Source organism: Flagellimonas baculiformis, from assembly GCF_033441575.1.
Lineage (GTDB): Bacteria > Bacteroidota > Bacteroidia > Flavobacteriales > Flavobacteriaceae > Flagellimonas > Flagellimonas baculiformis.
In genome coordinates this window covers 83,880-110,797 of record NZ_JAUZVW010000010.1, presented here as the reverse complement: position 1 = coordinate 110,797, position 26,918 = coordinate 83,880, and the positions used below count along the sequence as shown (strand labels likewise).

At 44.5% G+C, this 26,918-nt stretch carries 18 protein-coding genes; 8 read left to right on the top strand and 10 right to left on the bottom strand.

The features are described from left to right. The first annotated feature begins 2 nt into the window (after nucleotides 1-2). On the top strand, nucleotides 3-1,622 hold the full coding sequence (locus tag SD450_RS14395; protein ID WP_318345158.1) for a glycoside hydrolase family 31 protein: 1,620 nt from the start codon (nucleotides 3-5) through the stop codon (nucleotides 1,620-1,622). Between the two features lie 177 nt (nucleotides 1,623-1,799). Here SD450_RS14395 and SD450_RS14390 read toward each other — a convergent pair whose 3' ends face one another. The 8 genes from SD450_RS14390 to SD450_RS14355 form a co-directional block, all read right to left on the bottom strand. Continuing rightward, nucleotides 1,800-3,074 (bottom strand): hypothetical protein, encoded by a 1,275-nt coding sequence (locus SD450_RS14390; RefSeq protein WP_318345157.1) that lies wholly within the window; start codon nucleotides 3,072-3,074, stop codon nucleotides 1,800-1,802. A gap of 26 nt (nucleotides 3,075-3,100) precedes the next feature. Beyond that, the gene (locus SD450_RS14385; protein ID WP_318345156.1) at nucleotides 3,101-4,192 is read right to left on the bottom strand and encodes an acyltransferase family protein; all 1,092 of its coding nucleotides are present in this window, start codon (nucleotides 4,190-4,192) and stop codon (nucleotides 3,101-3,103) included. 174 nt (nucleotides 4,193-4,366) lie between these two features. After that, nucleotides 4,367-5,212, bottom strand: a complete 846-nt coding sequence (locus tag SD450_RS14380) for a PKD domain-containing protein (RefSeq protein ID WP_318345155.1) — start codon at nucleotides 5,210-5,212, stop codon at nucleotides 4,367-4,369. A gap of 29 nt (nucleotides 5,213-5,241) precedes the next feature. Continuing rightward, nucleotides 5,242-6,618 carry a DUF4832 domain-containing protein gene (locus SD450_RS14375; protein ID WP_318345154.1) on the bottom strand — a complete coding sequence of 459 codons (1,377 nt, stop codon included), beginning with the start codon at nucleotides 6,616-6,618 and terminating at the stop codon, nucleotides 5,242-5,244. 154 nt (nucleotides 6,619-6,772) lie between these two features. Continuing rightward, on the bottom strand, nucleotides 6,773-8,125 hold the full coding sequence (locus SD450_RS14370; RefSeq protein WP_318345153.1) for a Gfo/Idh/MocA family protein: 1,353 nt from the start codon (nucleotides 8,123-8,125) through the stop codon (nucleotides 6,773-6,775). 109 nt (nucleotides 8,126-8,234) lie between these two features. Continuing rightward, nucleotides 8,235-9,704 (bottom strand): RagB/SusD family nutrient uptake outer membrane protein, encoded by a 1,470-nt coding sequence (locus SD450_RS14365; RefSeq protein WP_318345152.1) that lies wholly within the window; start codon nucleotides 9,702-9,704, stop codon nucleotides 8,235-8,237. Between the two features lie 10 nt (nucleotides 9,705-9,714). Next, nucleotides 9,715-13,008: a SusC/RagA family TonB-linked outer membrane protein gene (locus SD450_RS14360; protein WP_318345151.1), complete on the bottom strand. Its 3,294-nt coding sequence runs from the start codon at nucleotides 13,006-13,008 to the stop codon at nucleotides 9,715-9,717. A 254-nt stretch (nucleotides 13,009-13,262) separates the two neighbouring features. Continuing rightward, the gene (locus SD450_RS14355; protein ID WP_318345150.1) at nucleotides 13,263-14,348 is read right to left on the bottom strand and encodes a mevalonate kinase family protein; all 1,086 of its coding nucleotides are present in this window, start codon (nucleotides 14,346-14,348) and stop codon (nucleotides 13,263-13,265) included. Nucleotides 14,349-14,561: 213 nt separating this feature from the next. On the opposite strand from SD450_RS14355, the gene SD450_RS14350 reads away from it, so the two are divergent. Beyond that, nucleotides 14,562-15,599: a LacI family DNA-binding transcriptional regulator gene (locus SD450_RS14350; RefSeq protein WP_318345149.1), complete on the top strand. Its 1,038-nt coding sequence runs from the start codon at nucleotides 14,562-14,564 to the stop codon at nucleotides 15,597-15,599. On the opposite strand, the gene SD450_RS14345 is transcribed toward SD450_RS14350, so the two are convergent. Further along, entirely contained in the window at nucleotides 15,586-16,248 is a 663-nt protein-coding gene (locus SD450_RS14345; RefSeq protein WP_318345148.1) for a carbohydrate-binding family 9-like protein, read from the bottom strand. The genes SD450_RS14350 and SD450_RS14345 overlap by 14 nt on opposite strands. 336 nt (nucleotides 16,249-16,584) lie before the next feature. After that, complete coding sequence (locus tag SD450_RS14340) at nucleotides 16,585-17,439, bottom strand: MurR/RpiR family transcriptional regulator (RefSeq protein WP_318345147.1); 855 nt, start codon at nucleotides 17,437-17,439, stop codon at nucleotides 16,585-16,587. A 251-nt stretch (nucleotides 17,440-17,690) separates the two neighbouring features. Between SD450_RS14340 and SD450_RS14335 the strand changes: the two genes are divergently transcribed. The 6 genes from SD450_RS14335 (at nucleotide 17,691) to SD450_RS14310 (ending at nucleotide 26,895) form a co-directional block, all read left to right on the top strand. Beyond that, nucleotides 17,691-18,890, top strand: coding sequence for an FAD-dependent oxidoreductase (locus SD450_RS14335; RefSeq protein WP_318345146.1), 1,200 nt, complete (start codon nucleotides 17,691-17,693; stop codon nucleotides 18,888-18,890). 49 nt (nucleotides 18,891-18,939) lie between these two features. Beyond that, nucleotides 18,940-19,494, top strand: a complete 555-nt coding sequence (locus tag SD450_RS14330) for an RNA polymerase sigma factor (RefSeq protein WP_318345145.1) — start codon at nucleotides 18,940-18,942, stop codon at nucleotides 19,492-19,494. Between the two features lie 148 nt (nucleotides 19,495-19,642). Then, nucleotides 19,643-20,821 (top strand): FecR family protein, encoded by a 1,179-nt coding sequence (locus tag SD450_RS14325; RefSeq protein WP_318345144.1) that lies wholly within the window; start codon nucleotides 19,643-19,645, stop codon nucleotides 20,819-20,821. Between the two features lie 64 nt (nucleotides 20,822-20,885). Beyond that, a complete protein-coding gene (locus SD450_RS14320) occupies nucleotides 20,886-24,410 on the top strand; it encodes a TonB-dependent receptor (RefSeq protein ID WP_318345143.1) in 3,525 nt (1,174 codons plus the stop codon). A gap of 17 nt (nucleotides 24,411-24,427) precedes the next feature. Continuing rightward, nucleotides 24,428-25,807: a RagB/SusD family nutrient uptake outer membrane protein gene (locus tag SD450_RS14315; protein WP_318345142.1), complete on the top strand. Its 1,380-nt coding sequence runs from the start codon at nucleotides 24,428-24,430 to the stop codon at nucleotides 25,805-25,807. 200 nt (nucleotides 25,808-26,007) lie between these two features. Then, on the top strand, nucleotides 26,008-26,895 hold the full coding sequence (locus SD450_RS14310) for a PIG-L deacetylase family protein (protein ID WP_318345141.1): 888 nt from the start codon (nucleotides 26,008-26,010) through the stop codon (nucleotides 26,893-26,895). The last annotated feature ends 23 nt before the right edge of the window (nucleotides 26,896-26,918 follow it).

Here is a 26,918-nt window from a genome sequence, read left to right as displayed (position 1 = left end):
AAATGAAATCGACCGTAATTACCTTTGGACTGCTGCTATGGGGTACTGTTAGCTCATTTTCCCAGAATGCCGATACACTGGACATAGACATCGCCAAAGGGGAATATTGGTGGGGAGGTCTGAGCACTGAAGGCCACAACACGCCTTATGATGGCCAATCCAAAGTGACCCATGATCTGTGGGCCAACAACGAAGGCAACCAGGCCCAACCCCTATTGCTCTCGAATAAGGGCAGATATGTCTGGAGCAATGGTCCCATCAAATACGCATTTGATAATGGCCACTTGCAGGTGACTTCCAAAAAAGATAAGATCCTCTTCGGCGAAGTCGGTAAAAATTTGCGTGATGCCTATCAATATGCAGTGGAACATTTCTTTCCCCCCAATGGTAAAATCCCAGAGGAAAAACTGTTTACCCATCCCCAATACAATACCTGGATAGAATTGATCTACAACCAAAATGAGGAGGATATCCTCAAATATGCCCAAGGGATCATAGACAATGGTTACCCTCCAGGGGTTTTGATGATCGATGATAACTGGCAGGAAAATTATGGAGTTTGGGAATTTTCCCCTCGGAGGTTCATAGATCCCAAGGCCATGATCAAAAAACTCCACGATATGGGATTTCAGGTCATGCTGTGGATATGCCCCTTCATAAGTCCGGATTCAGAGGTTTTCCGGCATTTGGCGAAAGAGGGCATGTTATTGCTCGATCCCCAAAAAACGCAGGATGTTCTTTGGGCAAACACCCAGGAAAAGGCGGCCATTGTACGGTGGTGGAATGGGGCCAGTGCATGTTTGGACCTGAGCAATCCGAAAGCGAAGAAGTGGTTCAAGGAACAACTGGACCACTTGGTGGAAGCGTATGGCGTTGATGGCTTCAAGTTTGATGCAGGTGATGCCCATTTTTATGCCAATGGGGTCATATCCTATGAAGAAGTGCTGCCAAACGACCACACCGCGCTGTTTGCCGAGATTGGTTTGGACTATCCCCTCAACGAATATCGCGCCTCTTGGAAAATGGCCGGATTGCCCTTGGCACAACGCTTGAGGGACAAAGGGCACAATTGGACGGACCTGCAAAAGTTGATCCCGGATCAGATGAGCCAAAGCCTGATGGGATATGCCTACACCTGCCCGGATATGATCGGCGGGGGCGAGTACGGCACGTTTATCAACCTTACCTCCATTGATGAGGAATTGGTGGTGCGATCCGCCCAGGTCCATGCTTTGATGCCCATGATGCAATTTTCGGTAGCGCCTTGGCGGGTACTCTCCAAAGAAAATGCAGCCTACTGCTTGGAGGTGGCAAAATTACATGCCGAAATGGGGCCTTATTTTCTTGAGTTGGCCAAACAGGCCTCGAAAACTGGGGAACCCATTGTAAAACCCATGGCCTTGGCCTACCCGGACAATGGATATGAAATGATAAAAGACCAATTTGTACTGGGAAATGACATCATCGTTGCGCCAGTGGTGACAAAAGGTGCTTACAAACGAAAAGTGGTCTTGCCAAAAGGAAAGTGGAAGGACGATACCGGCAAAATTGTCAGCGGGAACAAAACCATAGAGATTGATGCGCCGTTGGACAGGCTTCCATTTTATACCAAAGTGGATTGATCAAGGTGGCGTGAACGTCCCAGGGGAACTTTAAGTGCCATGCCATCACATTGACCGAGATGATGAGGGGCATTGGCATGATAAAAATGTGCAAAGTAGAATTTAAGTTGTTTAGTTGTTAGTGCAAAAAGGGTCATTGTGATCAGACGTCATGATGGCCCTTCTTCCAACTCAGCCTTAAAAGGACCTTTTAAAATCAATGGTCTGTCCGCTCAACAAACGATCGCATACGATGATCAAATCCTCATCACCATCATAATCAATGGTGAATTGTTTTTCTTGACCTGGCATCACTGACTTTAGCGAAGAGGTCGCTTTATGGCCGTTGATGGAAAGGTGGGCATCATAATAAATAGGAGCTGTGCCGATATTTTTTACGGTTATTTTCGATGTGCCACTTGTCTTTACAAAATCGGTGACCTCAAATTTGTATCCGGTATTGATACTGGCCTCTTTTATCCTCTCCACGGATTGATATTTGTATTGGTCATTCCCGATCATATAGGTGGTATGGAACCGTTTTATGAACGATTCGTACGATTCCCCGTGCGGACCATTTGGAGACAATACATTTTGCTGGTCATGATCCGTATAATAATTGAATTCGCCACCTATCGGATTATTGATATAGCGGGTTTCGAGTCCCAAAAATTTAAAGCGCTGTTCGTTGACCGTGGCATGTTCTTCGGCCATAAAGGAATCATCGAACAAACCAAATGATAGATCCAATAGGGAAGGATCCTCACGGAATGGAGTCACATTACCATCTTCAACATCAATGGAAATAGACCAATGCAGATCAGTGAACAAAGTGTCCATACGATTTAAAAACAGGGTTTGGTACGCTTTTGATGGGAACGTTTTCCCCAGTTCAAACGGCCCATCATAAATGTGGTATTCCCCCCACAGTCCAAAACCGACCTGCAGGAAGGCCAAACGGTTATCATGATCATAGCGTTCGGCGAATTTTTCATAAAACTCCAAGGTGAAATCTTGTAGTTCTGGATGAGACCAATCCGGAAACCAGGTTTCCCTACCTTCACTGATCCCTTTCGTTTCCTTATAATCCGGTAAATCCTTAATGTATTTTGGTACCGATGTTTGCTGTCCTACATACGCATATCTGAAACGAATAATGGCTTGGTGGTTCCGCGAGGCGATATCGTTCAGTTTGTTTTCAACAACCGTCCAGTCATAGACACCCTTTTCAGAAACCACATCTTCAAAAAGCATATAGGAATACTCAAGGCTATGTGCTCCCGAGTTGGCATTCGGATTTCCATCCCAGATCACGATTCCCGTCATCGGTTGTACGTTGGTAAAGCTGCTGACACCCCCACCATTCAAAACAGGCTCCTGGGTTTCCGGTTTTTCATTGGTAGCATCATTATTTCCACCGCCGCAGGCGATGAGGAGACAGTTTAGGCCAAAGAGATATAAAAGATTTTTCATGATGGTAAATGCTCTTATTGAGTTGATTATATTCTGAAAAATAGTTTCTTTTTGTACATCCAAAAGCAAATGAACCATAGAAAAAAGAGTACTACAATGCTCAACAGTATGTTGGCGCTCAGTGCTCCGGTCCATCCAAAAAGGGCATTGGAAAACGGCAGGAATATCTTTCGGATCAACGCTGCTCCGCCTACATGGGCGAACAGGTAGATGAATAACGGATTCATTCCCACAACGGCAAAGAACAGCACTCCCTTTTGGTATTTTTTGACATCTATCACCCAATAGCAGAGTGCAAGGGCCAAAATGGACCATCCGCCACCTACCAAAACAAAAGTGCTTGTGGAAATTCGTTTGATGATCGGTGTTACATAACTGAACCCGTAACCAATGATCAAGGCCACAACACCCCCGATTACCAAAAGCCGGATTTTTTCCTGGGTTGTTTTGTTGCCGATCAACAATTGGCCTGCCAGCACGCCCCAAATGGTATGGGCAGCGGTGGGAATGGCGTTGAACATTGCCCAATGCCCACCATCTTCTTCGCCGGAAATCAAAATATTGAACCACGCGCCAAAATTTTCTCCGGGCACAAAGGCATGGTCAAAACCTTCAAGCGGGAAAAATCGGTAAAGGGCCTCACTGATCAAGATCAGCAATAGGGAAAACCCGATCTGAACCATAGGTTTTTTGCGGATGACCAAAAATGCAAGCAGGTAGGTGACCGATAGCTGTGCCAACACATTTTGGAACCTAAAAACGATTTCTCCGGGATCGATGCAGTACAAAGCCCATCCCAAAACGAGCATCAAAAAGGCTCTTTTGAAAGCATGTCTCCGCAATTCTTTATAGGTATCCCCCTTGGCCATTCTCTTTGAAAAGGAAAGGGGCATGGCCACACCCACAATGAACATGAAAAAGGGTTGGATCAAATCCCAGAAGTGCAATCCTTCCCATTCCACATGGTGAAACTGCTCCCCAATGGTGTGTATAAGGGTACCTTGAAGTTCTGGAGCCACTAGGAATTCAAAAAGACTTGAAAATTCTGCAATGAGCAAAAACATGGTCAGGCCTCTATAAAAATCTAAGGACAGTAATCGATTGGTATTGGTTTCCATATGCTGTTGGGTTTTGATGATTGAAAAAGAAAACCCCAACAAATCTTCTTGGTTGATTTATCAGGGTTTCCGTTTATTGCAATTGGTTTAGAAGGTTATTTTCTAAGATCGGTAGATCTATCTACATCTCATTGATCAAGTATTGGAACTGCTCAAGTTGAGTTATATAGGTCTTTACCTTTGAATTTCAATACTGATGGGCGGACCAGCGGTATCGCTTGGATAGTACTCAGCACCCCAATTTACCCACATACCGAAATCAATGGTATCTCCAACTGTTCCAAAAAAGCTTTTGGGAAACCGCATTTCTATGGCATTGGTCTCGCCATCCACCACAACCGCACCGGAAGATTCAAACCCATGGCCATCCAGTCCTATCCAATCCCATGCCCAGCCGTTGCCTGTTCCAGGATGTGAATAGAAACTTCCCCAAGAACCTAAAATTGGAGGTCCCTCGAACAGATATTCCGCACCAATGCCCCAGTTTTCAGTATATCCTGTGGTGTTGTCCTCATCAGCATTGAAGAGCATGTCCACAACGTCCAATGTCATGTCCGGACCTCCTTCAAAATAGATATCGATGTTAGGCCCCTTGGTGTAGTACTTCATTTTTTTGACAGAGCCTGTGAATTCATAATAGACAGGCACCTCTTCCCAATCCTCAAATTCCCCATCTATATCAATATTGGCAACAATGATGACCGGAGCACTGATCTGTTTTGATACATGTGCCTCTTCCCCTGCCTCATTCATTGCGGTCAACGTAACGGTAAGTTCCCCACCTTTGACGGCATAGGTGTACACAGGGTTCTCTTCATAGGAATAAAAATAAAGGTCGCCAAAATCCCATCGGTAGGAAGTGGCCCCTTCGGACAGGTTTGTAAAAGTGAATGTGCTGCCATCACTTGTGAATGAAAAGTCGGCCGTAATGCTGCTCTCCGAACCGGAAGAGTCATCCGAATCACAACCAACAAGTAGTGACACGGCCAAAAGACAATATAAAAGCTTGAATTTTTTCATGACTTATGTATTTAGCGGTTATAGTTTTTTTAATTAATGGTCAAAGAATGCAATAATTCGTTCATGCCGGTGCTAGCCTCCCAAGTGCCGGAGTTTGCCAATTGGATGGCATATTCGGGCCTATCCTTCAATGTGGCATAAGTATCCTCTATTTTGATATAGAGCTTGTACTCCCCAGCAGGTATGTCCGCAAGGCCGATGCTTTCCTTCAGGTCGTAATCGGAATCAGGCACCACCTTTCTCACATCAAGGCCCAACGCCTTTTTGTACACCGTTCCATCGCCAACGGATTTGAACACCAAAAAAGCATTCTTTTTGTTGTAAACAGGTGCAAATCCTACATTTTCAAGCACCAGGTCCAGTTCAAAATTGCCATTGACGGTCACTTCCTTTTTTAGACGGGCCGTCTTCAATAAAAGTCGATATCCCAATTCCTTTTGAAAATCCTCAAAGCAATCATTGTTTCTCCATTCCTGAAGTACAGGGCCATAATAATCAAGGTTCAGATAGGTCCATTTCAACAAGGACATTTCCGTATCTGCCGTATTGCAACTGGCAATCGGAACATTGGTGGGGGGACAGGTCTCACCCCCGGTGGGCACAAAAAGTGCTTCATCGCTGATGTATTGTTTTTCAACAGCAACATTTTGATAGGTTCCATAGTCATCTGAACTGGCCAAAAAGCAATCGTTATGGAACCCTACACGGGCAACATCGCTGTCCCCATAGCCGACGGATGCATCCATGGCCGTGGAGTACTCGAATGTTTCCTGCTTGTACAAAGGGGTCCTGACCTGGACTTTGATTTCTTTGGGCAAGACCTCCAATAATTTATTGAGGATGGCCCTTTTGTTCTCAACCGTGGTCAAATTATTGGTGGTGTAGTACCATTCTCCCCAAGACCCTATGAAACCAGCTTGGACAAATGCGATGACATCGGCATTGTCGGTCAGAACAGGTTGCAGTTGGTCCAAGTGGGCAAGGACCCTGCTCAAGGGGGCATCAGTCTCATTCTGATCGCTGTTATAGGCAAAACGGAGAATGCATTTGACACCGGATGTTCTCAATCTTTCAAAATCGGTGGTGATCAGCTCCAGTTCTGCTGCGCTGAGGTCCGCATCTTTGAACGCATCCAAATAATAGATCCGATTGATGATGGTGACCTTCTCGTTTTTAAGGGCATTGAGCATTGCCACACTGAGCGGTGCTCCTTCGGATTCCACGGCCCAATGGTGCATGAACCCCCTTTCGGGGTTTGGTATGACCTCATTTGATGCAGTATAGGTTATGGCGTTTATGGTGTCGTCCACCGGTTCTGGTTCGATGGGCGTTTCGCCGGAACCGGTACCATCACTGCCACAACTGATGATGCACAAAATGAATAGGGTTATAAATTTATATTTCATCTGTTCATTTTTACTAGTTTTTTTTAAAGGTCAGACCTGCCTATGCTGGCAGGCAGGTGCAATGCCCTCAGAACATATCGTCCCAATAAAAAAATTGGAAGGTTTAATAAATCCGTTCATGGGCATTTCATAGTTTGTCGTAGTTAAAAGTCGATTAATATTCGTCTTTGATCCAGTCATAGGGTTTTCTGTTGATCCAACCCCCTCTGGTAAAATCAGGAAAATCCTGTGGTTCCCCATTGTTTTCAATGGAAACTTCGGATAGTGGTGTAATTGCGCTCCAAGCTGCTGCATCATAGGCATCCAATGGCGGGGCAACGCCCAATTTGGCGGATTCGACAAAAGCGTGGATCACAAAGAAATCCATTCCTCCATGTCCGGCTCCGGTGGCATGTTCCCCATATTTTTTCCATAAGGGGTGGTCATATTTTTCCAGCCATTTGTCGGCATCGTCCCATTGATGGGCTTCGGTGATCCCTGCAATATGGATCCTGTTTCCATCCACTTCCCACAGACCGTTCGCGCCTTGAACCCTAAAGCCGAGGGAATAGGGTCTTGGCAAATTGGTGTCGTGGGTAACGATTATGGTTTCCCCGTTCGCTGTTTCTATGGTAGATGTCACAATATCCCCCAGTTTGAACTTCACTTTGGCATTGGGATGGTTTTCGCCTCCCTGCTGGACAATGTAGTTGTGCAGGCCAACGCTTTTTGTGGCATGTGATGTCAAGGACAAAAATCTGTTGCCCCGATTGATGTCGCACATGACCGCTATGGGTCCCACGCCATGGGTAGGGTAGAGGTCTGCATTTCTTAGGACCGAGTGCTGTGTTCTCCACTTGGCCTCGGAGATTGCTTTCTCGCCAAATTCCACGCCCCCTCCGTACGGTTGTTTTCCATTGTTGAACTTGACTTCGCGCAGATCGTGTTGGTAACCACACCTGAAATGGATCAGTTCCCCAAATACGTTTTGCCTAACCATGTTCAAAACCGCCATGATATCCCTGCGGTAGTTCACATTTTCCAAGATCATGAGGTGGGTGCCGGTTTCCTCGTGCGCATTCACCAAATCCCAACATTCTTCAAGGGTATTGGCAGCGGACACTTCCAGACCGGTATATTTCCCGGCCCGCATGGCGTCCTTGGCCATACGGGTATGCCATAGCCATGGAGTTGATATTACAACGGCATCGACATTGTCCAAGGCCAAAAGGTTTTTGTAGTCATAACTGTCCTTACCAAAAACCAAAGGTTTTTTATGGCCTTTGCCCGTTATCTTTTCCGTGGCAAGTTTTGTTCTGCTTGGGTCTATGTCGCAAATAGCGGTAATATTTACGTCGTCCCTCAACAAGAGATTCTCCAAGTGATTGGTTCCCCTGAGGCCAACGCCGATCATACCGATATTGAGCTTGTCCGTCCGGCCATTGGTTGCAAAACCAAAACTTGGCATCAATGATATTCCCGCTCCCAACATTGCGGATTTTTTTATAAAATCTCTTCTCGTGTCCATTGCCATTGCCTAATTTTTTTATTTAGGATTTGTAAAAAAGGGTTGACTCAATATTGATCGTTCCAAGGCGAAAACTTTCCAAATCAACCCTTTTATCAACTAATTCAAATTAATTATATCCAGGATTTTGTATAAATGCTCCTTTGCCCTCGCTTATCCTTGCCAATGAAAATGGGTAAACTTCTTTATATGGGGCAGCTTGGCTGGCACTTCCATTGAGCTCTATGGAATGTTCCACAAACTTGCCATGTCGTATCAAATCCGATCTGTACTGCCCATTTTCACACCAATATTCATGAGATCTTTCCACAAGGATCATTTCGTTGAAGGAATCTATATCGGCATAGTCGGCCAAGGCGATATCATCCAATCCGGCCCTATTTCTAATTTCATTGACCAAGTCTATGGCCTCCTGATTGGGAGCACCATTTTTATTGGCTATGGCTTCGGCCTTTGACAAAATAACATCGGCATATCTGTAGAGTATGATATCGATAGTGGTAAGTGTGGTCCTGTTCGGGTCGTTTTCTATTTTTAATGGGATAGGCCCCATTTGCATCACATTACCAGGGTTGTTCCTATTGTAGGTAACTCCATCAGTTCCTGTATATTCAGCTATCAAATATGTTTTTCTGACATCATTGGGTTCAAATGAATCGTAAAACATCCAAGAGCTTTGTATGGTGGCCCATCCGCTTATGTCTGGGTAGTTGGAAGGCAAGGCCATCTGTTGCCATTGGTTTTCACTGGTTGCGGCATAATCAGCGGGAACGGCAAAGATTATTTCCTTGTTATCAACTTGAGAATTTGTACTGAACATATCCACATAATCATCGGTCAATTCGTAATAGTTCATGTCCATAATGGCATTTGCCTGTGCTTCCACATCCGCCCATCTTTTCTCATGTAGGTACAACCTGATCAGGAGCATTCTCGCAAAACCTTTGCTAAATCTCCCATAGGCAGCATCTTCGGGGGAAGGCAAATCTTCGACGGCATCCAATAGATCCTGCTCAATAAAGTTTACCATTTCACTATAGCCAAGTCTTGCCAGCGGTGTCTCTATCAATGGGTTTTGCAAAACTTCCAATGGTGCCACCACAATGGGACCGTACATATCGAAAAGCTCGTAGCTCAAAAATGCCCTGGCGCACTTCAGTTCGGCAATTCCTCTTTTTTTGATATTCTCATTGACAGTGGAATTTTCCAATCGGTCTATGCTCAATGTGTTGGAACTGATCCTATTGTAGAAATCGTCATAGAACCTAGTAACACCCTCACTTGTGGGCACGTAGCTATGCAAGGTTGCCAATTGCTGTACCCCGAAATTTCCTTGGAGTATTTCGGTGGAAGCATCATTGACAAACATGATCCCGCGTTCCGAGGTGGTGTGTATACCATTCCACCAAGAACCTCTCAAGGGATAGTAGGCCGCTACGACCAAGGCTTCCACATCAGCTTCCGAAGCTGGAAATATGGCCGGGTTGATCTCATCATAATTAATTGATTCAAGCTCTGGGTCACACCCAAATGTAAAGGCTACCAGAAGCCCCAACAGTATTAGTTTAAACTTTTTCATAATCATTTTTTTAAAATTTTAAATCCAATCCTAGTGTATAGGTCTTCACATTTGGGTAGGCAGCCACGAGGTTTGTGGGATCCTGATCGGAACCTGCCAACCTGCTGTCATACCCATTGGTTTCAGGGTCAACACCTTCAAAAGGTGTAATTAGGAATAAATTTTGGGCATCAAACCTGATGGACGCACTGTTGAACAGTTTTCCGGTCCATTTGGACGGTAACGTATAGGAGAGCGACAAGTTCTGCAATCGGATGAACCATGCATCTTGCAAAAAGAAATCCCCTGCACTGTATTGTGTATAGCCATAGTGTGATGCGGGCCTGTCGTTGGTTGGATTGTCCGGGGTCCATCTGTTGTAGATGTTCCGTAATGCATTGCGCCCATTTTGCCAAACGCCATCGGCAGAAACACCTAGTGCAAGATCGGTGGCATCAACGATCTGCCTTCCGAACATTCCGTTGAAATGGAAATTGAGCTGAAAGTTTTTGTACTGTATGCTATTACTGAAACCTGCTATAAAATCTGGATCTGTAGAGCCTGTCATCACAATATCGGCTTCATCAATAATGCCATCTGGTTCACCAGTAGGGATAAATCGCCCGTTTTCATCCACTATGGGGTTGCCGGCGCCATCGCGTGAAAAACCATTTAGGTCCTTGATTTTTATCTGCCCTGGGAACAGTTCGGGTTGTGCAGGGACTTGCTCCCCAATTTGCATGACACCATCGGACAAATATGTGTAACGGGCACGGATAGGATCATCGACACTTTCGTAGATGCTTGGTTTCCAGTCTTCCGCTCTTTCCTTCCATCTGTCCTCGAATTTTGAGAAGACCAGTGTGCTTCTCCATTTAAAATCTTTGGCATCCACATTTACGGTGTTCAGGGTTACTTCGACCCCTCTACTTTGTGTAGATCCCACGTTTGCCCAAACCTGATTTATTTCATTATAGGAATTGATGGGTTTTATTTGCAATAGATCTGAAATCTCTTTGTCATACACCTCCACAGATCCAGATATCCTTCCCTTCAATACTTCAAAGTCAAGCCCTAGGTTGATTTCCTTTGTGGTCTCCCATTTCAAATCAGGATTTTCCAACCTTGAGGGGAACACACCAATTAGAATGGATTCGTCTGGATTGAGGTAAGCGGGTTGGGCGTAAAATGCCGCAAAAGCATTGGAGCCGATATCAGCATTTCCTGTTTCTCCATAACCGATCCTCAATTTTAATTGTGATATGGCATCATTTAGATTTTCCATGAAGGGCTCGCCGGCAATATCCCACCCGAGTGCAATGGATGGAAAGAGGGCGAACCTATTGTTTCTGGAGAAAACGCTGGAACCATCCCTACGTATGGTGGATGATAGAATATACCGATCTTTATAGGTATAATTTACCCTGCCAAAATAGGAGACCAAGTTGTTTTCATACTTAGTTGAGGACACTACTCTGGGTCCAGCCCCAGCATTGATATTATTCCATAGGAAAGCATCTGTTATAAAATCCTCATTGCCTGACGAAGCACTTTCTGACCGGTATTTTTGTCTTGAATAGCCTACCAAGAAATTGAAATTATGCTCATCGTTAATGAGTGTGGTGTAGTTCAACGTGAAATCAAAAAGCGCATCGTTCTTTTTCTCATTGGCGATGGTAGCCTTGCCACTTACCAGTTCCCCATACAAGGTTGTTCTGGGCAGATAGGTGTTTCTACTGGTATGGCCTTGGTCAAAACCGGCTTGGAACCTCGCCACCATTCCTTTTAATGGTTTTATTTCCGTGAAAAAGTTGGTTAGGGTCCTGTCTATCACCCCTTGATCGGTAATTGTAAGGAGTGAATAGGGGTTAGGTTCTTGGGAATTGTCCGGATTTATGGGGTAATACCCATTTTCATCAATGGCCTGTATGTGTGGACCGTACTGCAATGCCGATCTCAAAAGACCGGAATTTTCATAACGGTCGCCCCCCAATTGGCTATTGTCATTGTTGATCCTACTCATGGTAAGGTTCATCCCGACCGATAGGTAGTCATTCAATTTTTGATCGAGGTTGAACCGTAACGCAGCTCTTTCAAATGCTGAGTTCTTCAGTATCCCTTTTTGATCATATAGGTTTCCTGAAAGATAATATCTAGTGCTTTCGGTCCCACCTCTTATGGAAAGGTTATGTTGCTGTGTGCTACCATCCCTTGTCACCAGACCCAACCAATCCGTGCTTTGTCCCGCATTGTTGATTTGGTCGTCCGAATAGAATCGGGTAAAGGCGACACCATTGACAGGGTTCGCGATGGCTTCTTCCAATGTCCTGCTACTGGTGTTGCCACTGCTGTATGGTTCCACTCTATTCTGGAACAACCAGTTTTCGTAAGCGGCATCATTTCTTAGTTTCATCCATTCCTGCAAGCTCAACACGTCAAAATCATCATTATAGGCTTGGTAAGAAAAGGAAGAAGAATAGCTTACCTCAACTTTTCCGGAAACCCCTTTTTTGGTGGTGATCAAAATGACCCCATTTGCTGCCCTTGCCCCATAAATAGAAGTGGCACTCGCATCTTTTAGCACTGAGATGGACTCGATATCATTGGGGTTGAAGGAGTTCAGGATACTTTGCGTTCCTCCGCTGTACCTATTGCCGGTCCCTGGTTGTTGAAAATCGGTTATGGGAAAACCATCAACAACGATCAGGGGCTGGTTGCTGGCATTGATGGATCCTGCACCCCTGATCTGAAAGTCCAAACCACCTCCCGGCTGGGCACTGTTCTGGGTAATCTGCAGACCGGAAACCTTTCCCCTGAGCACATCACCTATGGACGGGGATGATGACAATACCAATTCCTCCGTCTCCACGGTGGAGATGGCCCCTGCTATATCTTTTTTCCGTTGTGTACCGTATCCGACCACAACGACCTCATCCAAAATGGTGTTATCGGGAGCCAAGGAAACATTGACCTCCGATTGTTGGTTGATCCGTACTTCTTGGGTTAGGTAACCGACATAGGAAAAAACGATAGTGGAGCTTCCACTTGGTATGGTTATGCTGTAATTTCCATCAAAATCCGTTGTGGTCCCTGTAGATGTCCCTTTTACAAATACTGTTGCGCCGGGGAGCGGGACCCCTGATTCATCTGTTACGGTACCTGTAATTGTCCTATCTTGAAGCCTATAGGCCTCAATATCCGGGTTCGCGTTTGGTGAATGGGTTCCTGCATTCGTTTTGAATAAAAAGACTAACGCTATCAATACGGTTAGTTTCAGTTTCAAATCGAAATAAAACCCAACGCTCTTCCCACCGAGTAGTTTCATATTTTTTTTCATATTTTTCGTTGGTGATTTATTAGTATTTAGAGATTAAATTAGGTCACGTATTTCGACCGGGAAGTGCTGGAACATTTTCCGGTTTTTTTTCTGGGTTCGTCAAAGCTTGTTCATTCATAATCCATAGTTTAGTTTGTAGTTATTTGTTATTTGGTTTTCAAGTTCAATCCCCTTTTAACTTCAGTGACGTTAAAATTTAAGCTCCCTTTAGTGAATCACCTGAATGGGTCCATGTTGACTTTTCATGTGGATTCAAGTATTCTCGCCCCGGTGTCCACACTGACCTCGTAGGCATTTATTCCTCCCGCTTCTTTGATGCCCTGGACCACCTGGAGTTCTTTTCCTGCGGGAGCCAGGGCCACAATACTGCCGCCGCCGCCAGAACCCACGATCTTGGCTCCGTAGGCACCAGCATTCAGAGCACCTTCGATCATGTCGTCGATCCTTGGAACGGTGATCTTCAAAATGTTCTTTAGGATGTCGTGGTGTTCGCTCATCAACCTTCCGATCTGTTCAAAATCCAGGTTAGGTTTTTTAAATTCATTCAAGGCGCGTTGGGTGATGTCATGATTTACCACCGCCGCGTACAAATAGCCTTGTAGATGGTCGGGCACATGGCTCAAATATTCCCCAAGATTTTCCCGCTTGGCGGTTTTGATGTCAAAATCCTTGATTTTGTCCTTCACGGCACGTATCGCCAACTTTGCTTTTTCCCTCAATTCACCCAAAAGTCCCACAGTCTCTTTGGGGATGCCGGATTCTCCAATGATGATTCCTTGCAAAGGCTGGTTTATGACCTCAAATGAAAAATCGTCCCCAGTTTCTATGAACACAATGTTGCCCAACCCTATGCTGTATTGGTCCATTTTTCCTCCTGGCGCCTTTTGTTCCAATACCTCGGATTCGTATGAAAGCTGTGAGATCAGTTCCGGGGTCACCTCGGTATCTATGCCAAAGGCTTCGATCAAAAAGTTGACCCAGGAAACAACAACGGCGGAAGAACTGGATGTTCCAGCATTGATGGGCAGGTCACCTTTGATCTCTATGTCATAGCCCTTGTTGGGCACACAATTGTAGCGCTTCAAAACTTTGAGGGCATGCAATAAATGGTCCCCTTGTTTAATATGCTCAAAATCCTCATGAATGGATATGGTCCTCTTCTGGTTGATGTCCGGCTTGTCTATATTAAAGACCTGCAGCCCATTTTCGACAGCCGTAAGTTGTATTTTTCTGTTAATGGCACAGGCAATAACAGGTAGCCCCAAATAGTCTTGGTGATCACCGAACAGACATGTTCTTCCAGGGGCCAATGATATTATTTTTCTCATATTGATCTTTAAACCGATGCGTGTTTCGAACCAAAAACCCTTTAATTTTTCATTAAAAAATCGTCAACATTTGGTCACGCTTTCAAACGAATGTATTTGTTTTTTTCAGAAAAAAAAAGGAAAACACCAAAAAATGTGCTCGAACACACAAAAAAAGTGTTTTCGAGCACATTTTTTACGGGCAAACTTTAGTTTTTATATATTTGCTTAATTATGAAGAAGTACACCATAAAGGATATTGCTGAACTGGCAGGAGTATCAAAAGGGACTGTGGACAGGGTGATCCACAAACGGGGAAAGGTTTCCCAAAAGGCCCTGGACAAAGTCACAAAAATACTTGGTGAGATAGACTACCAACCCAACCCCATAGCAAGGAATCTAAAAAACAACAAGGTTTACCAAATTTATGTGGTTTTGCCCAATCCCAAAGAGGACAACTTTTGGGCACCCTGTGTTGAGGGGGTCATTCAAGCTATTGAGGAATTCAAGTCTTTTTTGGTGGACATCAAACTGTTTTTTTACCAGCCCACCAGCACTGCTTCTTTCAAGGAGGTCAACAAGAAGGTATTGGAATTGGGACCTGATGCGGTACTGCTTTCACCTCTTTTCCATAAGGAAAGTATAAGTGCCGTGAACAATTACAGATCGGCAGGCGTTGTGGTGAGTACGTTCAATAGCCAAATAGTTTTGGAGGAAGCGATAAACTATGTGGGACTGGATCTGTACCAAAGTGGGAGAGTGGCCGCCAAATTAATGCACACCATAGTTCCCGATACCCATGACATTGTGATCTGTCATTTCGATGAAACCCTGAACAATGCGATTCACATGCAGCAAAAGGAAAAAGGGTTCCGGGATTATTTCAGTGAACTGAATGGCACGGATTACACCATATTGACCTTAAGTGTCGATCAAAAAAATCCAGATCAATCGCTGGTCAATTTTTTGAAGTCCCAGGACAAGGCTTTTGGTTTTTTTGTGACCACTTCCAAATCCTACAATTTGGTGGAGATCCTTCAAGGGCATAACCAAAAGAACATCAAGGTCATTGGATACGACCTATTGGATGAGAATATCGATCTGTTGAAAAAGGACATGATCTCATTTTTGATACACCAAAGCCCAAGGACCCAGACATATCTTGGATTGACCTATTTGATCGAACATTTTCTGTTCAACAAGGAAATACCCAATAAAAAACTGTTGCCCATAGGTATTGTGAACTCCGAAAACCTGATTACCTATCTGTAACGTTGGATTTTTCTTGCCCGAGTATCAAAATGCCAAATGAGGAGGCTATGTGAAAATCGGGCGTTTCCGTTTCAGGATTTACCCAAGTTATCCAAATGGGTTCGTACGTGGATGCATCCACCTTCACATACTTTGCCCTAAAGATTCCTGTTTCAATGGTATGGTCATGGACCAAATTCAGTTTTTCCAAAGATGCCATACTGATCTTACCCTCAACTGTGAAACCATCGGTACCCGAATGGGATTTTACGGTCAAATGGTTTGCGGGCCAATTCCAGTCAAAATCAAATACCCTTTTTGGAAATGCCTGGAAATCCATGATTCGCGGAGTAGGATCAATTTCGAGACAATAGTAGGGATCAAGGGAGTCGTCTTGTCGAAAAAAGAGCTCGACCCTGTCCGAAACATTAATACTTTCATTGCCACTGCCCTTATTATCTATATGGATGTACGAATCCACAACCTTGAACATAAAATATAAATTGGCATCGTCCCATAAGGACCTGAATTCAGTTTTTGTACCCTGTAAAGCACACCAAGGTGAGTTAAAATCAGTTAAGCTGTCTGCTAGTTCCCACAATGGGTCATCAGCTTTTCCCGTGATGGTGAGTTTATTTGCTGGGACATGGTTCACAGTATATTTTTTCATTTGGCCATCATAGTTCTTTAGGAATAACTTTAAAATAAATGAGTGATCCATTTGGATGGATTGGAGGCGGTTAAATATAACCACTTTAATTTCATCCCTTCCTTACATTTCATTGGGTTATTTTTTTGACGTGGTAGGGATCGATTTGTAGACGCTTATGGTGCGGAGCATGATTTTATTTGCTTTATAAATTTGAATGGTCAAGACGCTCCGAACTTTGGGAAAGCTTGAAAGCGAGGTCATTGGAATCAAGGAATTTGTGCTGTAATTCAAAAAATATAACTTTAAATAGATAGCATTGACCTTGGTTGTTTTAGCTAGGCTTTGTCTATCATTTTAAATTTTATAGATGTTTTGCTTTTCGGACATATCCCTAAAAAACTTGAACCGCGCGACGGTCTCTTCTTTAAGAATGTTCGCCATGCTATAAAAAATGGCATTTACCACACTGTATGCCCCGACCATTCCACCAAAGTAAAAACTATGTGAACTATTGATCAAAATGGAAAGGTCGCTATGTTCCAACAATGGGGAGAGATTACTGTCCACAATTGCCACAGTGGTCGCATTTCTTTCCTTGGCAAACTTTAGGGCATCGATGGTCTGGTTCTGACATTTGTCCAAGCAAATACCCACCACCACATCCTTTTCACTGAAATGATCCATGTTCAAGAAAAGTTCACCATGGTATTCGGTACTGGCATGGATTTGGGGTACCGCAGACCTACAGATACGTTCCATATATCTGGCAACCAAACCAATATGTGCCAGCCCAACAATGTAAGTGTGATTGGAACCGATTATGGCCCGCGCAATTTTTTCCATGACATCAAACTCCATGGACTCATAGGTTTTCTGTAGCATCATGATGTCACCCAAAATAGCATCTTGGGCCACTTTTTGGGGATTGCCCTGGGATTTGACTTCCTGGATCATTCCTGTAAATACCGAATCTACCCTAGTGAGCTGCACTTCTTGTTTCAAGAGCTCCCTCAATTCAAAAAAACCATTAAGGCCCACGGCTTTACAGGCTTTTACGACCGTAGCTGGGTTGACGCCCAAATGATCGGCAAATTCTTTCATGCGCATCAAGACCACCTTATCTGGAAAATCCAAGGCAAATTGTATGACCAGTTTTCTTTTACCGGAAAGCTTCGAAATGCAAATATCCTTGATTTTCTGTATACTCATAATTAGCAAGTTAGTCAAATGAATTGATGTTGAAGATTGAAAAGCAATATTAATAATGCTTTCTTGTAAAAAACAATTATAGTGATGTCAATTAAAGTTTTTTTTATAATTTGTTGAATATTTATTCATGCGGGGACATAATTGTCATTGGTTAAAAGATAGTTGTAAAGCATACAAACTAAGGAATATGCCTGTGTTTATCTATTGTGATGGTTGTGGATTGAAATTGTTCAAATCCAAAATGCAGAGCCATGAAAAAGTATGACGTTCTTGTTATAGGAGGCGGAATATTTGGTGTTACCGCAGCCGTGGAACTGGCCAAACGAAAATATAAGGTGGGATTGTTGAATCCGGACACATTGCCACACCACATGGCAGCATCGACAGATGTTACCAAGGCGGTACGTATGGAGTATGGGTCGGACCGGGAATATTTTAAGATGGCCGAACGGTCCATTCAACTTTGGCGGGAGTGGAACAATGTCTTCGGGAAGGAACTCTACCACGAAGTGGGTTTTTTGATGCTTTGCAGAAAATCCATTGAAAGTGGGGAGCAAAGCTTTGAAAAGTTTAGCTATAGGGAATTGTTGCGCAACGGGTATGAGGTAGAGCAATTACCACCATCGGAAATCCGAAAAAGATTTCCTGCGATAAATGCACAAACATATTCAGAGGCCATCTATAACCCGATAGGGGGATACGCAAATGCAACACTAACGCTAACGACCTTGATGGCCCATGCAAGGGAACTTGGTGTACATGTCCATGAAGGGCAGACAGTGAACAGGATTGATACCGACACCGATATGGTGAAAGGGGTTGGAACGATGGAGAATGAAAAATATGCTGCAGACCGCGTATTGGTGGCGGCTGGTCCCCATACCCCGGTATTGGTGCCAGAACTGCGGCCCTATATGAAATCCACAGGGCACCCTGTTTTCTGGTTGAGGCCGAATGACACGAAAAAATTTAGTGGGGATAACTTTCCGGTTTTTACGGCAGATATTTCCAATACAGGATGGTATGGATTCCCTTATTTGGAAGAACAGGGGATTGTGAAGCTTGCCAAGCATTCAAACGGTAGCGAGATAGACCCGGAAAAGGGGGATAGACGGGTTACCGATGCAGAGGTAGAGGAGATGAGGTCTTTTGTGAAGGAATCCTTTCCCGGGTTGGCAAATGCACCATTGGTGTATACCCGTAGGTGTTTATACACGGATACATTGGATGGGCATTTCTGGATAGATAACCATCCAACTATAAAAGGACTGTCCGTGAGTTCGGGAGGAAGTGGACACGGATTGAAGATGGCCCCGCTATTGGGCCCGATGGCTGCAGATATCGTGGAAGGGAAAACCCATGAATTTTCCAGTAGGTACAGGTGGAGGCATCTTACCAAGGATACGGTTCAAGTGGAAGAAGCAAGATATGTGATAGACCGTAAAATTTAAGAATATACGTTATTGCCCAGATCAAGACTGGCCAACCTTTAAAAATAACATGGACCAAAAGAGCTATCATAACGAAAATCACCTCGTTGAGCAGCTAAGAAAAGGCTCAGAGGAAGCCTATGGCCATTTGTTCAAGCAATACCATCGGGAACTGTGCAATTACATAGCTGCCATTTCAGGGGATATGCGGGTGTCGGAAGATGTTGTGCAACAGGCCTTTATAAAGATGTGGTCCAACCGGGAAAAGCTCTTTATCAAGGAGAACAGCCTCAAAAAATACCTCTTCAAAATAGCCTACAATTTATTTTTGGACGGCAAAAGAAAAGAAAAAAAGGAGTTTCAACTCTTGGAGAGCTTGAAACAGGAAGCTTATCTTGGGTTGATGGAAACAGATACTTCCCTTTTTGAGGAACGGCTCAAGAAAGTAGAGGCAGAAATAGAAAATTTACCTGAGCAGTGTAAAATGGTATTTATCCTGAGCAAAAAGGAAGGTCTTAAATACAAAGAAATTTCCGAGAAACTCCATATTTCCATAAAAACAGTTGAGGTGCATATGGCCAAGGCACTAAAACGGCTAAAGGCACAACTCTCCCTATTTTTCTAGGCCTACACCCATGATTTCCATTTGTACTTCTTCTATCCTTTTTAAGGATAAATGGGCATTTCTATATTTTAAATGTTAAAATTTTACGATAGGGTAAGGGTTTTTTTTAAAACCTGCGTCTGTTTAGTAAAGAGACAACATATATCCAATGACCAGACTCGATATCAGGAGGATTATTACCAAGTACATCAACCAAGAGGCGACCCCTGAGGAAATGACCATTTTATATGAATGGGTCAAGAAAGGGAACAACCAAGAGGTCTTTAAAAAATTAGTGCAGGCTGACTTTCTTATCAATTATCAAAACCGTTCATGGGAAACGGAAGAGGCTTTCAAACAATTCTTGGAAACCATCAAGGAAAAGGAAAGCAGGAAGGTCCGCACCTTGTACATGGGCAGACAGGTCTTGAAATATGCTGCCGCTGTTGTTATACTCGTCGCATCTGCAGCCTATTTTATCCTACAAAAAAATTCGCCATCAGTTTTGGAGCCTCGATTGGATTCCGATCAAATAACCCTTCAGTTGGATAATGGGGAAATCATCAGTTTTGATCCCGATAGCGACGCAACTGTCAAGAGCAAAAGTGGAAAAACGGTAGTTTCATTGGTAAAAGGGGTATTGTCCCAGAATGCCGAGGCCGATACCAAGGGCAAGGTGAAGAAAAACGTCCTTAGGGTACCATTTGGTAAAAGTCTTTCCCTGACCCTGCAGGATGGTTCGGTGGTAAGGCTCAACTCTGGGTCCACCCTTACCTACCCATCTTCATTTGTGGGGATGGACAAAAGAGAGGTGCAATTGGAGGGAGAGGCATTTTTTGAGGTGGCGAAGAACCCAGGACAACCATTCATAGTAGGCACCAAGAACATGTATACCCAAGTTTTTGGTACCGTGTTTAATATTTCGGCCTATGATGAGGACAACATTTCTGAAGTTGTTCTCGTGGAAGGATCGGTTGGGATCGGTTCCACAGAACATACCGTGGCCGGGATTTTACAGATGTTAAAACCTTCCCAGAGGGCATCGAACATGGAAGGGAGCGGAAATCGGTTCGTCATTGAGGATGTGGATGTGACCCCATATATTTCTTGGACCCAGGGCGTATTGTCGTTCGAGAACGAGGAAATGTCGGAAATCATTAAAAGACTTCAACGACAGTTCAATATCAAGATTGTCAACAAGCATGAAAAGCTCGGGGAGCGGAGGTTCACCGGGATGTTCGATGAGGAAGACCTTGATCGCATTCTACGGACCATACAGGCCCATACCCATTTTAGCTATTCCAAAGAAGGGAACACGATAACTATTACAGAACCCGAAAAACAGTGATGCCTATGATGTGAAACTTTAAAAACCAAAAAAACAAATACTAACTGACTAGACTAAAATAATCATGAAAGAAAACCAAACTATATGTGCCTGGGCTAAAAAGCTCAGTAAGAATGTATTGTGCTGTTTGTCCTTGCTACTTTTTTTCAGTTTTGGCAACGCCACCAATTGTGCACAGGACGATGTCGTCACCATGAGCTTTGAAAACCAACAAGTTGGGGACATCTTTGAGACCATTACAAAATCCACCGGATACAAGTTTTTTTATGAGGCTTCTGAAGTGGACCTTACTAGAAAGGTCACCATTTTTCATAAGAATTTGTGCATTGAGGATTTTTTGAAACAACTTTTTAAAGGTTCAGGATTGAGCTATGAGGTAATCGCAAGGCAGATTGTCATCAAAAAGGTTGGAGAACCCACCCTCCCTTCATTGGTGCCCCAAAAGAAAATTGAGATCCAAGACCCCCAATCGATGCTTACAGGTACGGTTGTGGACGAAAATGGGGTCCCGTTGCCAGGGGCAAGCATCATTGCCAAAGGAACCACAGTGGGTACAACTACCGATTTTGATGGGAAGTTCGAACTCTCATTGCCTTCTGGGACCACTGTTATACAGGTAACCTATATTGGCTATAAGCCCAAAGAAGTCAGTGTTGCCGGTCTGACTACCGTAACTGTTAGGATGGAGCCCGATGCAGCCGCTTTGGAAGAAGTGGTAGTTGTGGGGTATGGTACACTCGCAAAAACAAAAGTAACGGGTTCCGTAGTTTCCATCCAACCGGAAACCATAGTAAACGTCCCTACGATTACACCAGAAGGAGCACTTATTGGACAAGTGGCAGGTGTGCAGGTCCAGGAAGTTTCAGGTGAACCGGGAGCGGCCCCCAATATTAGGATCAGGGGTTCAGGTTCCATTTCCGCTGGTAACGATCCATTGTTCGTAGTGGATGGAATACCAATTTCCCGAAACCTTACATCATCCAGCCAATTGGGTTCCTTGTCCAATCAGTCACAGGCATTTCAACCGCCGACCATCAACCCATTGGGCACCCTTAACCCGAACGATATTGAATCCATGCAGGTGTTGAAAGATGCCAGCGCCGCCGCAATTTATGGATCTAGGGGTGGTAACGGGGTATTGCTCATCACCACAAAAAAAGGTTCCAGTACCGAAGAAGGTGTTTTCTCTTTTGATTCCTACGTGAGCATCCAATCGGTGGCCAACAAGATAGACCTAATGAATGCCGCTGAACTTATCGATTATACAAGGGATGCCAGGAACAACAATTATTTGGTGGATATCCCAGGAGCTTCGGTCGATGATCCCATTGGACCTGGTGATCGTGGGAATACAAATTACGAAATGCCTGCATCCTATGTGAACTGGGATGGTACCGAGACGGATTGGCAAGATTTAATCTTTAAGACAGGAGTCGTCCAGAGCTATAACTTCTCCTATGCATCCCCAATCAGGAACAAGACAAGTTTCTATACTTCCGCAGGGTATTTTTCCCAAAACGGAATCATAGAAAAATCAAAATTTGAAAGGTATTCTGTGCTGATGAACCTCAACTCCCAATTGACCGAGAAGTTGAACCTAGATCTAAGGTTGGCCCCTACAGTGACCGAAAACCAAAGGGTGCCTGCAAATTCACCATACTTTGCGACCCCTCCAGGAATTGTATACTCGGCCATAGTGCATTCCCCGGTGGTGAAACCTTACAATGCGGATGGAACCATCAATCAGTTGGACAACCAATCCCACTTGGCAGGAGGAACCACCACGGCCAGTAATCCCTTGGCGATCATAGAGGGAGTGGACGATCAGATATTCCAATTTCAGAACAGGGGGACCCTTGGTCTGACCTACGATATCCTACCCGATCTGAGCTTTAAAACCTTGGGAGGTGTTTACATCAACTTGTTCAACCAAGATTTTTACCGGGCCAATACATTGTTGCTGCGCAACTCCACTGTAGGAAACCCTTATGGGCAGGCATCTACTTCTACCGAGACCAACTGGTTGTGGGAGAACACATTGAGTTGGAAAAAGGAAATTGGGGACCACTACGTGGATGCCGTTTTGGGATATACCGCCCAAAAGGACAATGTAAGACTGGAAAGGGTTGTGGCCAATAACTATCCCGATGATCTGGTGACCACCATTAGCGGTGGACAGGTATATGCCGGAACATCAGTGAAGGAACAATGGTCCTTACTCTCTTCGCTGTTCAGGGTCAACTATAGTTTTAAGGACAAATACCTCTTTACAGGAACCATCCGTTCCGATAAATCTTCCCGTTTTGGTAAGAACAACCAAACTGGATATTTCCCTTCATTCTCAGTGGGATGGAGATTGAACGAGGAATCTTTCCTATCCTCTTCGGAGACCATCTCCGAATTGAAACTTAGAATGAGCTGGGGGCAGACAGGTAACTTTGAGATACCAAATTATGGAGCTGTAGGTCTATTGTCCCCACAGAACTATAACCTAGCTGGCAATGAGGTCAACGGAATCATCCAGTCCACCATACCAAACCCCAATTTGACTTGGGAAAAATCCGAGCAAGTGGATGTGGGTCTGGAGTTGGGACTCTTCAACAACAGGGTGTTCCTGTTGGCGGACTACTATGACACCAAAACCAGGGATCTCTTGCTGAATGTGGCCATTTCATCCGTATCTGGCTTTGAGACCACTTTGAGAAATCTTGGTAAGGTCCAGAACAAAGGTTTTGAAATTGCTTTGAGCACCAAAAACTTTGTGGGCGATTTCAGCTGGGATACGGATATCAACTTTTCTACCAACAAGAATGAAGTGCTGGCACTCAATGAAGGCAATGAACCCATATATTCCACAGGAAGTGCGGGTATCCGCCACGTAACAAGGGTAGGGGACCCCATAGGCAGCTACTATGGTTATGTTGTGGAAGGTATTTACCAGACCCAAGAGGAAATTGATAGTGCTCCGGTCGATACCCAGGCTCCCAATCCCGGCCCAGGGGACTTCAAGTTCAAGGATGTAGACGGTGATGGTCAGATTACCCCAGATGATAGGACCGTTACGGGAAGTTATTTCCCGGATTTTACTTGGGGTATCAACAACAGGCTAAGTTTTAAGGGCGTTGATTTCGGTTTCTTGATACAAGGGGTCGAGGGCAATGAGATACTCAACCTTACCGGAAGACACTTGTTGAACGGAGAGGCCAACTTTAACTCATATGCAGCGTTCAATGATCGTTGGCGATCGGCCTCCGACCCAGGAAATGGGTGGGTTCCAAGAGCGGACAGGGGAACTGGTAATCACGGTAACAACCAAAGACCATCATCTTTTCAGGTTGAGGATGGGTCCTATATCCGTTTGAGAAATGTTACACTAGGGTACACTTTGCCGACCGATAATCTGTTCGGCAACAAGATCCAAAAACTACGTTTCTACATCACCGGTACCAACTTGTTTACCATTACAGACTATATGGGCTACAACCCTGAGGTTAGTAGTATTACAACCAATAGTTTGACTCCGGGAGAAGATTATGGCGCTTTTCCATTGACCAAGTCCTTTACAATGGGAGTAAACCTAAAGTTCTAACCTAAAAACGGAAAAAAATGAAACGAATTCTATATATAATGCTATGTACGGTACTATTTACCGGATGTAGCGAAGATTTTACCGATCTCGCACCGATCTCTAACAGAAACGAGGCCGATTTCTATAAATCCGCGGATGATTTCGAAGTGGCCATTAATGCCAGTTATAGAGGATTACAGAGCACTGGTGTCTATGGACGGGGCTATTGGACCATGTTCGAGATGAGAAGCGATAACACCGATCAAGGACCTGATGCAACAGGTCTTGCACGACAGTACACCGAAATCAATGCTTTCACGGAGGATGCCTTGAACGAACAGGTATCAACGGCCTGGAGTGAATCCTACAAGGTAATTGCAAATTGCAATGTCATATTGGAACGCATTTCTTCTGTTGAAATGGATGCGTCCACTCGGGATCGAATCGCTGGAGAAGCCCTTTTTATCCGTTCCCTGATGTACTATCACCTGGCCATTGCCTTTGGGAATGTACCATTGCAGTTGGAGTCCTATGTGGCCGGCGACGAATTGGTCCAGGTCTCGGAAACTGTTATCTTGGAACAAATGGTGACCGACTTGGAAACAGCGGAAGGTTACCTCCCCGTTTCATATCCTTCCGGCAGCGTTGGCAAAGCCACAAAAGGGGCAGCGGCCACATTGCTGGCCAAGGTGCAGCTTACTTTGGGGAACAATACCGCCGCAGAGACCGTGTTGCGTAGGATCATCTCAAGTTACGGATATGATTTGGTGCCTGAATATGCAGATCTGTGGGGTGTGGACAACGAGAACAATGAAGAATCCATATTTGAGGTACAGTTCATGAGCGGTGGGATAGGCCAAGGAAGTCTGTTCACCAATGACTTTTCCCCCAGCTCCGCTTTGCAGGCAGGTGCAGGGTACGGAAGGAACAGGCCAACGGTGTCCATGCAAGAAGCTTATGAGGATGGAGATTCCAGGTATGATGCCTCCATGGGAGATTCTTATATAAACTTGGATGCCGAAGTGGTGGAGGCATTGTACATCAAGAAATACCAAGCGGACATAGCCATAGAAAATGATTCGGACATCAACTTTGTGGTCTTTAGGTATGCCGATGTGCTGCTGATGTTGGCCGAGGCTCTGGGTGAGACCGATGAAAGCTATGACTTGATCAATGAAGTCAGGGAAAGGGCAGATTTGGGAGAGATAAATGCGGCCACACCAGGCACATTCGAAGAGAAACTGCTCCATGAAAGAAGGGTGGAACTCGCCTTTGAAAACCACAGATGGGCCGATTTGAGACGTTTCAATGCCATCAACAAGGTGATTGAAGCAGAACCGGTCATTACAGGAACCCGTGAATATTTCTTTATTCCGCAACGCGAGATGGATATCAATCCAAATTTTACGCAGAATTAGGATTTAAAAGACTGGAAGTTAGCGTTTTCTATATATTGAGTTAGTTTGATTGATAGCCCCAACCATGGATTGCCTACTTATGGTTCTATGGTCCCAACTCAATTGGAGGATGCAGCATTTTTTAATATGAAAGTTGCTTGGAAAGAAGTGACCTGGGATTTGATTGCAATAAAATAATAAACCAAATACAGATAAAGACAATGAGAAAATTGACAATGGCAATATGCCTGTGCTTTGCCTTCGTGGTAATGCAAGCACAAGAAAAAAAAGTGTTGAACATCATAGCCATTGGGGCGCACCCCGATGATTGCGATTCCAAATTTGGAGGTACGGCGGCCCTTTTTGCAAAAATGGGACACAACGTAAAATTCCTTGCATTGACCAACGGTGATGCAGGTCACCAGAGCATGGGAGGCGGGCCATTGGCCAAAAAGCGCAGACAAGAGGCCAAGGATGCGGCAAAGGCCTTGGGAATTGCCGAATATGAAGTATTGGACAACCACGACGGGGAATTGTTCCCAACATTGAACGTCCGTTTGGAAGTGATTCGAAGGATTCGTGGTTGGGATGCGGATATCGTTTTGGGACTTAGACCGAACGATTACCACCCAGACCATAGGAATGCAGGATCCGTAGTTCAAGATGCGGCCTACATGAACATTGTGCCCAACGTGGCCCCTGATACCCCTCCTTTGGATAAAAACCCGGTTTTTCTTTATATGAGCGATCATTTTCAAAAACCCTATCCATTCCAGAAGGACATAGCAGTAATAGTGGATGAAGTCATTGATACCAAAGTTGCCGGATTGGCGGCCCACGATTCGCAAATGTTCGAATGGCTGCCATGGACCGCAGGTACCGATTTGTCGACCATACCCAAAGGAAAAGAAGAACGCTTGGCATGGCTCAAGAACAGATGGATGAACAGAAAACCAGATGCAAGCACTTTGGAAGCGGCCAAGAAATGGTATCCGGGCAGGGATATGTCCAAAGTACAACAAGTTGAGTTCTTTGAGATATGTGAGTACGGTAAGCAACCTACAGAAGAAGAGATCAAACAATTGTTCCCTATGTTGGGGAGCAAATAGAACCCAAACCAAGCAAACCAAGC

Excerpts from the sequence above, each read along its gene's own strand:
- SD450_RS14395 (WP_318345158.1), top strand. The coding sequence starts at position 3 with ATGAAATCGACCGTAATTACCTTTGGACTGCTGCTATGGGGTACTGTT.
- SD450_RS14390 (WP_318345157.1), bottom strand. The coding sequence starts at position 3,074 with ATGAAAAATCTTTTATATCTCTTTGGCCTAAACTGTCTCCTCATCGCC.
- SD450_RS14385 (WP_318345156.1), bottom strand. The coding sequence starts at position 4,192 with ATGGAAACCAATACCAATCGATTACTGTCCTTAGATTTTTATAGAGGC.
- SD450_RS14380 (WP_318345155.1), bottom strand. The coding sequence starts at position 5,212 with ATGAAAAAATTCAAGCTTTTATATTGTCTTTTGGCCGTGTCACTACTT.
- SD450_RS14375 (WP_318345154.1), bottom strand. The coding sequence starts at position 6,618 with ATGAAATATAAATTTATAACCCTATTCATTTTGTGCATCATCAGTTGT.
- SD450_RS14370 (WP_318345153.1), bottom strand. The coding sequence starts at position 8,125 with ATGGACACGAGAAGAGATTTTATAAAAAAATCCGCAATGTTGGGAGCG.
- SD450_RS14365 (WP_318345152.1), bottom strand. The coding sequence starts at position 9,704 with ATGAAAAAGTTTAAACTAATACTGTTGGGGCTTCTGGTAGCCTTTACA.
- SD450_RS14360 (WP_318345151.1), bottom strand. The coding sequence starts at position 13,008 with ATGAAACTACTCGGTGGGAAGAGCGTTGGGTTTTATTTCGATTTGAAA.
- SD450_RS14355 (WP_318345150.1), bottom strand. The coding sequence starts at position 14,348 with ATGAGAAAAATAATATCATTGGCCCCTGGAAGAACATGTCTGTTCGGT.
- SD450_RS14350 (WP_318345149.1), top strand. The coding sequence starts at position 14,562 with ATGAAGAAGTACACCATAAAGGATATTGCTGAACTGGCAGGAGTATCA.
- SD450_RS14345 (WP_318345148.1), bottom strand. The coding sequence starts at position 16,248 with ATGAAAAAATATACTGTGAACCATGTCCCAGCAAATAAACTCACCATC.
- SD450_RS14340 (WP_318345147.1), bottom strand. The coding sequence starts at position 17,439 with ATGAGTATACAGAAAATCAAGGATATTTGCATTTCGAAGCTTTCCGGT.
- SD450_RS14335 (WP_318345146.1), top strand. The coding sequence starts at position 17,691 with ATGAAAAAGTATGACGTTCTTGTTATAGGAGGCGGAATATTTGGTGTT.
- SD450_RS14330 (WP_318345145.1), top strand. The coding sequence starts at position 18,940 with ATGGACCAAAAGAGCTATCATAACGAAAATCACCTCGTTGAGCAGCTA.
- SD450_RS14325 (WP_318345144.1), top strand. The coding sequence starts at position 19,643 with ATGACCAGACTCGATATCAGGAGGATTATTACCAAGTACATCAACCAA.
- SD450_RS14320 (WP_318345143.1), top strand. The coding sequence starts at position 20,886 with ATGAAAGAAAACCAAACTATATGTGCCTGGGCTAAAAAGCTCAGTAAG.
- SD450_RS14315 (WP_318345142.1), top strand. The coding sequence starts at position 24,428 with ATGAAACGAATTCTATATATAATGCTATGTACGGTACTATTTACCGGA.
- SD450_RS14310 (WP_318345141.1), top strand. The coding sequence starts at position 26,008 with ATGAGAAAATTGACAATGGCAATATGCCTGTGCTTTGCCTTCGTGGTA.